Genomic DNA, 13,398 nt, shown 5'->3' with positions numbered 1-13,398 from the left:
TTTCTGGCTGGCGGCATCTGCACCATGCGCTTCATTCACGGCTTGTCATAAGGAACATCCCGCACCTTGCCATAGCCGATCTGGAACGGCTCCATCGCACGGAAGGTAGGCGGCGTCGTGGAGATCATCCTGGCGGTGTGGATCAGCTTCGGCACAAGCTCCGCAACCGCTCGCTCGAAGCTCCAGTAGGCCGTCGACACCGACAGGTTCACCGCCGCCACCGCCTCGCCACGAATGTTGTACACCGGCACGGCAAAGGCCAGGTCGCTGAGGTAGAACTCCTCGATGCTGTAGGCGAAGCCAGTCTCCCGAACCTTGGCGATGATGCTCGTTAGCGTTTCGACGTCGGTAATCGTGTGCGGTGTGAATCTGGGCCGATCCACACCGGTGAGAATGTGCCTGATCTGCTCATCGGGCAGCGCCGAGAGAAAGGCGCGGCCTGCCGACGAGCAGAAAATCGGCAGTCGCCTACCGACGGGCATGTGCACGACGGCGCGATGCGGGCTGGGGAATCGCCCGATGTACACCATCTCGTGCCCATCGCGTTCGGCCAGGTTGACCGTCTCGCCGGTCTGGCGGTTCAGGTCCAGCAGGTAAGGGTTGGCTCGCTCCAGTAGCACGTGCGCCTGTAGGTAGCGGTAGCCGGTATCCAGGGTGCGAGGCGACAGCGAGTAGCGCTTGGATGCTGCGTCCTTTCGTAACAGGCCCAATGTGACCAGGGTATGAGTGAAGCGCTGAGCCGCACTTTTGGTAACACCCGCAGCTTCTGAAATTTCTTTCAGGTTCATCGTCGGCCGTTCGGCCGTGAATGCATCGAGGACGCCGAGGCCGGTGGCCAGGGCCTGGACAAACAGGGGGGACTCGTTTGGCTCCATGAAACTCTCCAGACCAACGTGGTGCAGCAGTGGCGTGCCGAGCACTGAATTGGGGCGTAACGGTGAAAAATGGCCCGCCGAGGGGCTGCCTGACCAAGCAAGTCTAACCGCTCATACCGTTGTGAAATATCACACTCGAGTTTGCTCGTATTGCTGTGCGATACATTGATATCAGATTCGGTACAGGCTCTGCATCCTCTCGGGGACTCATCCATCAAGAGCCCTGTACAAGATGCCCACTACTCAAGCTCGCAAACCCGAAGCGATCGTCATCGGCGCCGGAATAGTCGGCCTGTGTACCGCCTACCATCTGCTTGCGACGGGCGTTTCGGTAACCGTCATCGATCCCGGTGCTCCGGGGGCGGAGTGCTCGTCCGGCAACGCCGGCTCGATTGCCTCCGGTGCCGTGGCCCCCCTGGCCATGCCCGGCGTGTTGAAGCAGGCGCCGCGCATGCTGCTCGACCCCACGGGGCCGTTGTACCTTCCCGCCAGTTACCTGCTCACGGTGGCGCCGTGGATGGCGCGCTTTGTTGCCGCCTCGCGACCGGCCAGGGTTGCGCAGATTGCCCAGGCCCTGCATGCATTGCTGGGGGATGCGACAACCCAGCACAAGGCCATCGCCGCCAAGGCTGGCTGCCGTGAACTGATCGCGGAAACGGGTCAACTGCACCTTTACCCCGATCAGGCCAGCCTGGAGAAAGACAACGCCGGCTGGGCCCTGAAAAAACAGCATGGGCTCGACGCCCGGCATGTCACGGGCGAAGAGATCCGAGCGCTGGAGCCTGCGCTCGGGCCGATCTATCAAACCGGCTACTACCTGCCCGATCAGCTGTGGGTCCGGGAGCCGCAGCGCTACGCCACAGTCATTGCAGAGCATCTGAAGACGCGCGGCGTGAGGTTCATCCGCGATCGAGTGCAACGCCTGGCACGGGATACCAGCGGCTGGCGCGTTGGCGCCCAGTCCGGGGACTACTGTGCGGTGCAGGTGGTTGTCGCTGCAGGTGCCTGGTCTGCTCAACTGCTGCGCCCGCTGGGGGTGAAGGTTCCGCTGGAAACACAACGCGGCTACCACCTGCGTTTTCCCCACGGCGGCGTGGAGCTTCAGCGCATCGTGGTTCTCGCAGACCGCAAGGTGTTCATGACGCCCATGCAGCAAGGGCTGCGGGTTGCCGGCACCGTCGAGTTCGGCGGCCTGCAGCGAGCGCCAAGCAGCCCTCGCGCGCAGTTGCTTGCCGCTCACGCCAAGGCAGGGCTTCCAGGCCTGGACATTCGTGCTGCCACCGAGTGGATGGGCCACCGTCCGTGTCTCCCCGATTCGCTTCCGGTGATTGGCGAACTTCCCGGGCACACGGGCCTGTGGTGCGCGTTCGGCCACGGCCACCTCGGGTTGACCGGGTCGGCGGGCACGGGACGCTTGCTGGCTCTGGCCATGTCAGGGTCTGTCGATGCCCAACGCGACTTGTTGCCCTTTTCGATCAGCCGTTTCTGACCTACTCACACCCCAGGAGATGACCATGAACAACGCCATCACGCGCCACCAGACCAACGCCCGCATGAGCCGCATTGTCGTGCATGCGGGCACCGCCTACCTTGCCGGGGTTGTCGCCGCCGAGCGAAGTGGCGATATCAAGGCCCAGACGACCGAGATTCTCAAGCGCATCGACGCGTTGCTCGCTTCTGTCGGCAGTGACAGCACCCGACTGCTCACTGCGCAGATCTGGCTCAAGGACATCGCCACCGACTTCCAGGGCATGAACGAGGCCTGGGATGCGTGGGTACCGCATGGCTGCGCGCCCACCCGCGCCACTTGCCAGGCCCTGCTGGGGGCCCCCGACATGCTCGTGGAAATCATCGTTACCGCAGCTGTGTGACCTGCACTCTGCGAACAACAGGAGACGTCCCATGCTCACCCGATTGATCAAACTGACCACCTGTGCGGCACTGACTCTTCCCGTCCTGCTGGGCACTGCCCAGGCCCAGGACACACTGCGCGTCGGCGCCACACCCACTGCGGTGCCCTTCAATTTCCTGGACACCAGGACCAACACGCTTCGGGGCGTGATGATCGATATCACCCAGGCGCTGGGCAAGGAGCTTGGTTTCACGCCCGAGCTGCGTCCGATCCCCTTCGGTGGCCTGGTGCCGTCGTTGCAGACGGACAAGATAGACATGATCAGCTCTGCTTTCGCCATGAATGCCCAGCGCGCCCAGGTGGTCGACTTCTCCGACGAACTGTTCGCCTACAGCGAGGAGGTGATTGCCAACAGCCAGGACACGACGGCGTACCACAGCAGCGCCGACTTCGCCGGCAAGAAGGTCGGCGTGCAGACTGGCACCGTGTCGGTGGAACCGATGAAAGCCCAGCAGGGCATCAAGGAGCTGCGGATGTACGACAGCATGTCCGACATGATTCGCGAGGTGGCCCTGGGGCGTATCGATGTTGCCGTAGGCGATGGCCCGGTGATGCTCTACACCGTGCAGCAGTCCGGGTCCAGCAAGCTGCGCGTTGCCGATGACTATCAGAAGCAGATCCGTATCGCGATCGGCGTGGCAGTGCGCAAAGGCAACAGCGAGCTGCTCGCCCGAATCAATGGCGGTGTAGCCAAGCTCAAGGCCGACGGTACGCTCGACGCGATCCTCACCAAATGGAACGTCAAGAAACTCTGATTCGTGATCACGGCCACCGCCCGACGGTGCCCGCATGTGAGGATGCAATCCTATGTTCGAAGGTTTTTTCAGCCAGGCAGTCGAGTACTTTCCGATACTGATGGAAGGTGCCTGGACAACGATCGGCATCACCCTGTGCGCGCTGCTCATCAGTACCTTGCTGGGGTTGTTCTGGGCGCTGTTGCGGGTCAGCAGCGTGCGCTGGCTGGCCGAAGGCTCGCGCTACCTGACCAATGCCATTCGCGGCATCCCGATCATCGTCATTCTGTTCTACCTGTACTTCGTGTTGCCGGAAATGGGCGTGGACATGAGTGCGTTCCAGGCCGGTGCCATGGGGCTCGGGCTTGCCTATTCCGCCTACATGGCCGAGGTGTTTCGCTCGGGTATCCAGGCCATCGACCCCGGTCAGAACGAGGCGGCGCACTCCATCGGCATGAGCCGCGCAATGACCATGCGCCGGGTGATCCTGCCCCAGGCGTTGAAGATCGCGCTGCCGCCGTACAGCAACAACATGATCATGCTGCTCAAGGACTCCTCCCAGGCCTCGATCATCACCGTGGTCGAGCTGTCGATGCAGGGCAAGCTGATCGCGGCAGCATCGTTCAACAACGCCAACATCTTCACCCTGGTTGCCCTGATGTACCTGTGCCTGAGCCTGCCTCTGATGGGGTTGGCCGGCTGGCTCGAACGCAAATACAAAAGGAGTGCCCGATGATCCGCATCGACAACATCACCAAGTCGTTTGGTCCGCACCAGGTGCTCCATGGCATCAGTGCAGAGATCCGCCAGGGCGAAGTGGTTTGCCTGATCGGCCCTTCGGGCTCGGGCAAGTCCACGGTGCTGCGTTGCATCAATGGCCTGGAGCGCTACGACGGCGGCGTGATCAGCATTGACGGCGTCACGGTCGACGCCAGCTCCGGGAACATCCGCCAGATCTGTCGCTCGGTGGGTATGGTGTTTCAGCGGTTCAACCTTTTCCCCCATCGCACCGTCCTGGAAAACGTGATCGAGGGCCCGGTGTACGTAAAGGGTGAACCCGTCGACAAGGCCCGCAAGCGTGGCAAGGAACTGCTCGACCGTGTCGGCCTGGCCGCGAAGTACAACGCCTATCCGCCGCAGCTTTCCGGCGGCCAGCAGCAGCGCGTGGCGATTGCCAGGGCACTTGCCATGGAACCCAGGGCCATGCTGTTCGATGAGCCCACCTCGGCGCTCGACCCCGAGCTGGTCGGTGAGGTCCTGGCCGTCATGAAGAGCCTGGCCCAGGAAGGCATGACCATGGTGGTGGTGACCCACGAGATGGGCTTCGCACGCGCCGTGTCGACCCGCACGCTGTTCCTTGAAGGCGGCTCGATCGTCGCCGAAGGGCCATCGGCGCAGATCCTGAGCAACCCGACCAACGAGCGCATGAAGGACTTCCTGCGCCGGGTATCCCATTCCTGATCGCGGGCGTAGCTCAAGCATTTTCGGGCATCGCGCATCAGGTGCGTGGCGGCCTCAACATGACCAGACGAGAATCCAGACATGCAGCACAAAGCCGTACTGAGCCACACAGATGTTCGCCGGATCCTGGACGCCGCCTGCGCGCAGGCTCGACAGAACGATTGGGAGGTCGCCATCGCGGTCGTCGATGACGGTGGCCATCCGCTCGCGCTTGCGCGCCTTGACGGGTGCGCTCCGATCGGTGCCTACATCGCATCGGAAAAGGCCCGGAGCGCGGCGCTGGGGCGGCGCGAGACCAAAGGCTACGAAGACATGGTCAACGGTGGGCGCACGGCGTTTGTTGGTGCCCCGTTGATCACGCCGCTCGAAGGCGGTGTGCCGATCATCGTCGACGGCCAGGTGGTCGGTGCAGTGGGGGTGTCCGGAGTCAAGGCGCAGCAGGATGCGCAGGTCGCCAAGGCGGGCGTCGCAGCGCTGTGATCCGTTGGCGGTGTATCCAGGCGTCGATTAGCCTCAAGTTGCCCCGGCCGCAGGTGCGCTTGCTATCCTGCACGCCTTTGCGCCCCAGCCAGGAGAAACCGGTCATGGTCAACCGCGTGTTCAACTTTCCCATCGACGCTACCATCGAGGCCATCGGCGGGCGCTGGAAGTGCTCCATCCTGTGCCACCTGATGGAAGGCCCCAAGCGCACAGGCGAGCTGCTGCGCCTGATGCGTCCCTTGTCGTCGAAGGTGCTCACCGAGCAACTCAAGGAGTTGCAGGGCGATCTGCTGGTCGAGCGCGAAGCCTTCCCTGGCAAGGTGCCCAAGGTGCTGTATCGGGTGACCGAGCACGGCCGCACCTTGCAGCCGATCATCGATGCGATGTGCCAGTGGGGTGCCCTGCATTCAGGTAATGCGCTGGCCACCGAGACACCGCCGGCGCCCGCCGAAGGCTGAACTCAGGCTGCCTGGGCAAATTGGCGCAGGTAATCCAGGTAACCTTCGGCGTTGGCCTCCAGCTCCGCCGGGTCGATGGCGTACTCGGCACCATAGAACACCCACGGGCGTACCGGCAGTGCTTCGATGTAGCGGAGGGTGACTTCCAGCGGGCGCAGCAGTTCGTCCAGGCTGTAGCTGTAACGCCCGCCGGCCCTGTAATCGTCTTGCCTGATGCCGGCAGAAATCGCCATGCCAATGCGTTTGCCCGCCAGCTGGCGCTGCCCTTCGCCGTGGCCGTAGGCAAAGTCGTGGGTGAGCACTTCGTCCTGCCATTGCTTGAGCAGCGGCGGGGTGCTGAACCAGTAGAACGGGAACTGCCACACGATGCTGTCATGGGCGCGAACCAGTGCCTGCTCGGCTTCCACGTCCAGCGCGCCGCCCTGGGGATACACCTCGTACAGGCGGTGCAGGGTGACGTTCATGTCGCTGGCTTCAAGGGCTTTCAACCAGGCATGGTTGACCACGGATTTTTCCAGGTTGGGGTGGGCGAGAATGATCAGGGTGCGCATGGCTCGGTACTCCAGTGATTGAGGCGGGCAATCTAGGGCGGACGCCAGATCCCCACAAGTACGCACCTTTTTGTAACCACCCGGGGCCGACCACGCGGTTTCACGTTGAACCGCAGGCGCGGCGGTTTTCACCAAGCCATCGATAAAAAAGATATACACTCGCCTGCATCTATAAAAACAACGTACCGGGTAATGCCCATGATGACTCTGCGTCAGATCCGCCACTTCATTGCCGTGGCCGAGACCGGTTCGATCTCGGCTGCGGCCCAGGCGGTGTACATCTCCCAGTCCACCCTGACCCTGGCCATCCAGCAGCTGGAACAGGAAATCGGCGTGAGCCTGTTCAATCGCCACGCCAAGGGCATGCACCTGACCCACCAGGGCCATCAGTTCCTGCGCCAGGCGCACCTGATTCTGGCCACGGTGGACAACGCCAAGCGCAGCCTGCAGCAGAGCACCGACCAGGTCGCCGGCCAGCTGGTGGTGGGGGTGACCAGCCTGGTGGCGGGTTACTACCTGGCCGACCTGCTCACGCGCTTCCAGCGTGCCTACCCCAACGTCGAAATCCGCGTGATGGAAGACGAGCGACCGTACATCGAGCACCTGCTGGTCAGCGGCGAAATCGATGTGGGCGTGCTGATACTCTCCAACCTCGAAGACCGTCACGCCCTGCAATCGGAGGTGCTGACCCACTCGCCTTACCGGCTGTGGCTACCGGCCCAGCACCCGTTGCTCGAAAACGACAGCATCAACCTGGGCGACGTGGCCCGGGAGTCGCTGATCCAGCTGAACGTCGACGAGATGGACCACACCGCCCAGCGCCAGTGGGCGCAGGCCGGGCTGCAGCCGCGCATCACCCTGCGCACGGCCTCGACCGAGGCGGTGCGCAGCCTGGTGGCAGCGGGCCTGGGGGTGTCGATACAGCCTGACATGACCTACCGCCCGTGGTCGCTGGAAGGCGACATCATCGAGGCCCGCCCGATTGCCGACCTGACCCAGACCCTCGACGTGGGCCTGGCCTGGCGCCGCGGCACGGCGCGCCCGGCGCTGGTCGACCCGTTTCTGACGGTCGCCCGCGAGCAGCCCCACGGCGGGCGCAAGTCATCCCTTTAGCCGCATGGCCACACCACAAGAAGGAACCCTGCACATGCCAGTCGCGCAGACCCCGTTGTCCACCGCACTCCTGATCGATGGCGAACTAGTCGCAGGCGAGGGCGTCGTCGAGCCGATCCTCAACCCGGCCACCGGCCAGGTGCTGACCCCTATCGCCGAAGCCAGCGCCGAGCAGACCGAGGCCGCGATCCTGGCCGCCCACCGCGCGTTCGCCGGCTGGGCCCGCACCACGCCGCAGCAGCGCTCCAACCTGCTGCTGGAGATCGCCAGTACCATCGAGCAGCACGCCGACGCCTTCGCCCGGCTCGAAGCGCTGAACTGCGGCAAGCCGCTGCACCTGGCGCGCAAGGACGACCTGAGCGCCACCGTCGATGTGTTCCGCTTCTTCGCCGGCGCGGTGCGCTGCCAGACCGGTCAGCTCAGTGGCGAATACGTACCCGGCTACACCAGCATGGTGCGCCGCGACCCGATCGGGGTGGTGGCATCGATCGCGCCGTGGAACTACCCGATCATGATGGCCGCCTGGAAGATCGCGCCGGCCCTGGCCGCAGGCAACACCCTGGTGTTCAAGCCGTCCGAACACACCCCGCTGTCGATCCTGGCCCTGGCGCCGGCGCTGGCGCGGATCCTGCCGCGCGGGGTGATCAACATCATCTGCGGCGGTGGCGAGAACGTCGGCGCTCACCTGGTCGGCCACCCCAAGGTACGCATGGTCTCGCTGACCGGCGATATCGTCACCGGGCAGAAGATCCTCTCCACAGCGGCCAAAACCCTCAAGCGCACCCACCTGGAACTGGGCGGCAAGGCCCCGGTGATCGTCTGCGACGATGCCGACCTGCAGGCGGTGGTCGAGGGCGTGCGTGCCTATGGCTACTACAACGCCGGGCAGGACTGTACCTCGGCGTGCCGGGTCTACGCCCAGGCCGGCATCCACGACCGGCTGGTGGCCGAACTCGGGGCTGCGGTCAGCAGCATTCGCTATGCCGGCGCGCACGATGCCGACAACGAGATCGGCCCGCTGATCAGCACGCGCCAGCGCGACCGGGTGTCCAGCTTCGTCGAGCGCGCCCTCAGCCAGCCGCACGTGGAGTGCGTCACGGGTGCGGCGATGCATGCCGGGCCCGGGTTCTACTACCAGCCGACGCTGCTGGCAGGCTGCCGGCAAACCGACGAGATTGTCCAGCGCGAGGTGTTCGGCCCGGTGGTCACCGTGACCCGTTTCGACGAGCTGGCCCAGGCCGTGGACTGGGCCAACGACTCCGAATACGGCCTGGCCTCGTCGGTGTGGACCCAGAACCTGGACAAGGCCATGCAGGTGGCGGCGCGCCTGCAGTACGGCTGCACCTGGATCAACAGCCATTTCATGCTGGTCAGCGAAATGCCCCACGGCGGGCTCAAGCGCTCGGGCTACGGCAAGGACCTGTCCAGCGACTCGCTGCAGGACTACAGTGTGGTGCGGCACATCATGGCGCGCCACGGGCAGCACCTGTAGGCCGCTACCCCCGGTGCACGGGGAGCATTCGATTTAATCGAATGCTCCCTTGAGTTTTTAGTAATTGTCGATCCGCTACCCGTGTCTTAGTGTCTGGCCCCATACCGGCCTGTGCCCACCGTGCAGCGCCTGGACAAGCGGTCCATCGGCTTCGGCGATCGGCTACCGCCACAACAATAACCAGACACCCACCGCCCAGGTGGCCCCTCTGACTCGTCTGCCATAACTACAACATTGCAAGTGCGCCCCAGTGCGAGAGGAACCTACCGATGCAATTCCAGTTTCTGTTACCTACCAAGATCGTCATGGAACCTGGCCTGCGCCAGCGTACCGGCGAGCACCTGACCGACCTGGGCCTGCGCCACGTGCTGCTGGTCACCGACCCGGGCGTGAAGAACGCCGGCCTGCTCGACAGCATCTATACCAGCCTGGACAAGGCCGGCGTGCGTTATGACGAGATCGTCGACGTCAAGCCCAACCCGCGCAGCGAAGACGTCAACCGCGCCGCCGAGCTGTATCGCGGCAAGGGCATCGACGGCGTGCTGGCAGTGGGTGGCGGCAGTGCGATGGACGCGGCCAAGGCGATCAGCGTACTGCTGACCCACGACGGCAAGGTCGAGGACTACGAAGGTGCCTTCACCCTCAAGGGCCCGGTGCTGCCAATCGTGGCGATCCCGACCACCGCAGGCACCGGCAGCGAGGTCACGTTCTTCTCGGTGATCACCGACACCCGCCGCCAGTTCAAGATGAGCATCCTGGACTACCGCATCGGCCCGGTTCTGGCGCTGCTCGACTCGGACATCACCGCCACGCTGCCGCCGCACATCGCCGCCGCCACCGGCATGGACGCGCTGACCCACGCCATCGAGGCCTACACCGGCAAGCCGGCCAACCCGATCAGCGACGGCCTGGCCCTGCATGCCATTCGCCTGATCGCGCAGTACCTCAAGCCCGCCGTGCAGGAGCCGGACAACCGCGAGGCCCGCGAACAGATGCTGATCGCCAGCCTGATTGCCGGCATGGCCTTCGGCAATGCCGACATCGCCAGCGTGCACTGCATCTCCGAAGCCATCGGCGGCATGTACGACACCCCGCACGGGGTGGGCAACGCGATCTTCCTGCCGTTCGTGTTCAGCCATAACCGCGACGCCGACCTGCGCCGCCATGCCGATGTCGCCTATGCCCTGGGCATCGACCCCAATCTTGGCGCCAGCGCTGCCGCCGAAGCGGGCGTGGAGCAGTTGTTCCGCATGAACCGCGAGCTGGGTATTCCGCGTTTCGCTGATGTGGCCGGGGTGCGCGAGGAGGACTTCCTGGCCATCGCAGAGAAGTCCAAGAGCAACATTTCCGATGCGAGCAACGCCAAGGAGATGTCAGTCGAGAGCTACCTCGACGTGATCCGCGCCGCCTACACCTACGCAGCCTGAGGCCCTAACCATGAGCGCATCGACTTCCTCCGCGCACCTGCGCCGGACCCTCGGGCCGGTGTCCGTGCTGTTGTTCGGCCTGGCCTTCATCGCCCCGCTGATCGTGTTCGGCACCTATGGCGTGATCGCCCAGGCCAGCCAGAACACCGTGGCGCTGTCCTATGTGGTGGCCTCCATCGGCGTGATCTTCACCGCCCTGAGCTACGGGCGCCTGGTGCGGATCTTCCCGGCGGCCGGTTCCGCCTACACCTACACCCGCAAGGTGTTCAACCCTGGCATCGGCTTCATGGTCGGCTGGGCCGCGCTGCTGGACTACTTCTTCATCCCGATGCTGATCTGGCTGCTGGGGGCCAGCTACCTGAGCCTGGCGTTCCCGGATGTACCGCAGTGGTGCTGGATCACCGGCTTCATCGTTTCCACCACCTTGCTCAACATCCTCGGCATCCAGGTCGCCAACCGCTTCAACATCATCCTAATGCTGATCCAGCTGACCATCATCGCGGTGTTCATCGCGCTGTGCTGGCACTACGTGTCGGCCATCAACGGCCCGGGCGGTCTGCTCTCGGTCAAGCCGTTCTTCAATGCCGACGTGCCGTTCTCGGCCACCATGGCCGGGGCCGCGATCGCCGCCTATTCGTTCCTGGGCTTCGACGCGCTGTCGACCCTGAGCGAAGAAACCGTCGAGCCCGAGCGCACCATCCCGCGTGCCATCCTGCTGGTGGCCCTGATCGGCGGCAGCCTGTACGTGGGCTCTTCGTACTTCATGTACCTGGCGCACCCGGCGGGCCTGTTCGAGAACATCGACGGCGCGGCCTTCGAAATCGCCAAGACCATCGGTGGCGACCTGTTCTTCGGCGTGGTACTCACCGGCATCATCATTGCCCACTTCGCCGCCGGCCTGTCGTTCCAGGCCAGCGTGGGGCGTCTGCTGTATGCCCTGGGCCGCGACAACCAGCTGCCGCAGAAGCTGTTCGGCGTGCTGCACCCGCGCTACAGGACCCCGGTATTCAACATCGCCCTGTGCGGGGCCTTCGGCTTCGTCGGGTTCGGCCTGACCATCGCCACGGCTACTTCGCTGGTCAACTTCGGCGCCTTCCTGGCCTTCACCTCGGTCAACCTGTGCGCACTGAAACTGACCTTCGACCGCAGCATCGGCGACAAGGCCGGCGTGGTCCGCGGGGTGATCTTCCCCCTGGCCGGCGCCTTCACCTCGGGCTGGATGCTGATCAGCCTGGATGCCGACGCGCTGATTCTCGGCTGTTGCTGGGTGCTGCTGGGGCTGGTGTACCTGGCCTGGCGCACCCGGCTGTTCAGCACGGCAGTGCCTGAAGCCGCACTCTGAAGCTGCGGGCGCCCGGCGCCCGCCCCCTGTAATGCTCCCCCTGTGCGCAGCCCGGCTGCGGGCACGGGGCGCTTGCGACTTTTTTATGGCGGCGGCCAACCTCGCCGCACAGGAGAACCCATGCAAACCTGCCTGCTGATCAATGGACAACTCATCGCCGGTGAAGGCGAAACCCTGGCGGTGCTCAACCCGTCCCTGGGGGCCACGCTGGTGGAGGTCCCCGAGGCCAGCCTGGCCCAGGTCGATGCCGCGGTGTGCGCTGCGGATGCGGCGTTCGACAGCTGGTCGCAGACCACCCCCAAGGACCGTTCGCTGTTGCTGCTCAAACTGGCCGATGCGATCGACGCCCACGCCCCGGAGCTGGCGCGCCTGGAAGCGGACAACTGCGGCAAGCCCTACGCGGCGGCGCTCAACGACGAGCTGCCGGGCGTGGCCGACGTGTTCCGCTTCTTTGCCGGTGCCAGCCGCTGCCTGCAAGGCAGCGCCGCCGGCGAGTACCTGGAAGGGCACACCTCGATGATCCGCCGCGACCCGGTGGGCGTGGTGGCCTCCATCGCACCGTGGAACTACCCGCTGATGATGGCCGCCTGGAAGCTCGGGCCGGCCCTGGCCGCAGGCAATACCGTGGTGCTCAAGCCGTCCGAGCAGACGCCGCTGACCACCCTCAAGCTTGCGCAACTGATGGCGGAGATTTTCCCGGCAGGCGTGGTGAACGTGGTCTTCGGCCGCGGCCCGAGTGTCGGCAAGCCCCTGACCGGGCACCCCAAGGTGCGCATGGTGTCGTTGACCGGCTCGGTGGCCACGGGCAGCCGCATCATCGCCGGCACCGCCGACAGCGTGAAACGCATGCACATGGAGCTGGGCGGCAAGGCCCCGGTGATCGTGTTCGATGATGCCGATATCGATGCCGTGGTCGAAGGCGTGCGCAGCTTCGGCTTCTACAATGCCGGCCAGGACTGCACCGCCGCCTGCCGCCTGTATGTGCAGAAGGGCGTGTACGCGGCGTTCGTGAAGAAGCTCGGCGAGGCGGTGGCCAGCATCCGCTACGGCCTGCAGGACGACCCTGACACCGAGCTCGGGCCGCTGATCACCCAGCAGCATCTGGAGCGCGTGGAAGGCTTTGTGCAGCGCGCCCGCGAGCAGTCGCACATCGAGGTGGTGACCGGTGGCCAGCGTGTCGCCGGGCCAGGGTTCTTCTTCGAGCCGACCGTACTTGCCGGCGCCCGGCAGGACGACGAGGTGGTGCGCCATGAGATCTTCGGCCCGGTAGTCACGGTCACCGCCTTCGACGACGAGGCCCAGGCCCTGGCGTGGGCCAACGATTCGGACTACGGCCTGGCCTCCTCGGTGTGGACCCGCGACGTGGGCCGCGCCCACCGTTTGGCCGCACGCCTGCAATACGGCTGCACCTGGGTCAACACGCACTTCATGCTGGTCAGCGAAATGCCCCACGGCGGCGCCAAGCTCTCCGGCTATGGCAAGGACATGTCGATGTATGGCCTGGAGGACTACACCACCGTGCGCCATGTGATGTTCAAGCACTAGTTGACGCA

The 13,398-nt window shown here is 64.8% G+C and carries 14 protein-coding genes; 12 read left to right on the top strand and 2 right to left on the bottom strand.

The window, feature by feature from the left end:
• Positions 1–35: 35 nt before the first annotated feature.
• Positions 36–875, bottom strand: coding sequence for an IclR family transcriptional regulator (locus V9K84_RS16475; protein WP_054915067.1), 840 nt, complete (start codon positions 873–875; stop codon positions 36–38).
• Positions 876–1,107: 232 nt separating this feature from the next.
• Here V9K84_RS16475 and V9K84_RS16470 point away from each other — a divergent pair, with 232 nt between their 5' ends.
• From V9K84_RS16470 to V9K84_RS16440, 7 genes are all read left to right on the top strand, one after another.
• Positions 1,108–2,364: an FAD-dependent oxidoreductase gene (locus V9K84_RS16470; protein WP_054915066.1), complete on the top strand. Its 1,257-nt coding sequence runs from the start codon at positions 1,108–1,110 to the stop codon at positions 2,362–2,364.
• 25 nt (positions 2,365–2,389) lie between these two features.
• Positions 2,390–2,746, top strand: coding sequence for a RidA family protein (locus V9K84_RS16465; protein WP_058541450.1), 357 nt, complete (start codon positions 2,390–2,392; stop codon positions 2,744–2,746).
• 31 nt (positions 2,747–2,777) lie between these two features.
• Entirely contained in the window at positions 2,778–3,542 is a 765-nt protein-coding gene (locus V9K84_RS16460; protein WP_054915064.1) for an ABC transporter substrate-binding protein, read from the top strand.
• 52 nt (positions 3,543–3,594) lie between these two features.
• On the top strand, positions 3,595–4,257 hold the full coding sequence (locus V9K84_RS16455) for an amino acid ABC transporter permease (RefSeq protein ID WP_054915063.1): 663 nt from the start codon (positions 3,595–3,597) through the stop codon (positions 4,255–4,257).
• A complete protein-coding gene (locus V9K84_RS16450; RefSeq protein ID WP_054915062.1) occupies positions 4,254–4,982 on the top strand; it encodes an amino acid ABC transporter ATP-binding protein in 729 nt (242 codons plus the stop codon). The genes V9K84_RS16455 and V9K84_RS16450 overlap by 4 nt, the downstream gene beginning before the upstream one ends.
• Positions 4,983–5,063: 81 nt before the next feature.
• Positions 5,064–5,462, top strand: a complete 399-nt coding sequence (locus V9K84_RS16445; protein WP_058541451.1) for a heme-binding protein — start codon at positions 5,064–5,066, stop codon at positions 5,460–5,462.
• Positions 5,463–5,566: 104 nt separating this feature from the next.
• Positions 5,567–5,920: a helix-turn-helix domain-containing protein gene (locus V9K84_RS16440; protein WP_043860650.1), complete on the top strand. Its 354-nt coding sequence runs from the start codon at positions 5,567–5,569 to the stop codon at positions 5,918–5,920.
• Between the two features lie 2 nt (positions 5,921–5,922).
• Here the strand turns inward: V9K84_RS16440 and V9K84_RS16435 are convergent, their stop codons facing one another.
• Complete coding sequence (locus V9K84_RS16435; RefSeq protein WP_088514573.1) at positions 5,923–6,471, bottom strand: NAD(P)H-dependent oxidoreductase; 549 nt, start codon at positions 6,469–6,471, stop codon at positions 5,923–5,925.
• A 198-nt stretch (positions 6,472–6,669) separates the two neighbouring features.
• Here V9K84_RS16435 and V9K84_RS16430 point away from each other — a divergent pair, with 198 nt between their 5' ends.
• The 5 genes from V9K84_RS16430 (at position 6,670) to V9K84_RS16410 (ending at position 13,390) form a co-directional block, all read left to right on the top strand.
• On the top strand, positions 6,670–7,584 hold the full coding sequence (locus tag V9K84_RS16430; RefSeq protein WP_043860656.1) for a LysR family transcriptional regulator: 915 nt from the start codon (positions 6,670–6,672) through the stop codon (positions 7,582–7,584).
• A gap of 34 nt (positions 7,585–7,618) precedes the next feature.
• Positions 7,619–9,076, top strand: a complete 1,458-nt coding sequence (locus tag V9K84_RS16425) for a gamma-aminobutyraldehyde dehydrogenase (RefSeq protein WP_043860648.1) — start codon at positions 7,619–7,621, stop codon at positions 9,074–9,076.
• A gap of 269 nt (positions 9,077–9,345) precedes the next feature.
• On the top strand, positions 9,346–10,503 hold the full coding sequence (locus tag V9K84_RS16420) for an iron-containing alcohol dehydrogenase (RefSeq protein ID WP_043860647.1): 1,158 nt from the start codon (positions 9,346–9,348) through the stop codon (positions 10,501–10,503).
• A 10-nt stretch (positions 10,504–10,513) separates the two neighbouring features.
• Positions 10,514–11,845: an APC family permease gene (locus V9K84_RS16415; RefSeq protein ID WP_043860646.1), complete on the top strand. Its 1,332-nt coding sequence runs from the start codon at positions 10,514–10,516 to the stop codon at positions 11,843–11,845.
• Between the two features lie 120 nt (positions 11,846–11,965).
• Positions 11,966–13,390, top strand: a complete 1,425-nt coding sequence (locus tag V9K84_RS16410) for a gamma-aminobutyraldehyde dehydrogenase (protein ID WP_088514572.1) — start codon at positions 11,966–11,968, stop codon at positions 13,388–13,390.
• The last annotated feature ends 8 nt before the right edge of the window (positions 13,391–13,398 follow it).

The organism is Pseudomonas sp. AE27 (genome assembly GCF_037113495.1).
GTDB lineage: Bacteria > Pseudomonadota > Gammaproteobacteria > Pseudomonadales > Pseudomonadaceae > Aquipseudomonas > Aquipseudomonas palmensis.
The sequence above is the reverse complement of the archived record's forward strand: the minus strand, read 5'-3'. Positions and strand labels throughout refer to the sequence as shown.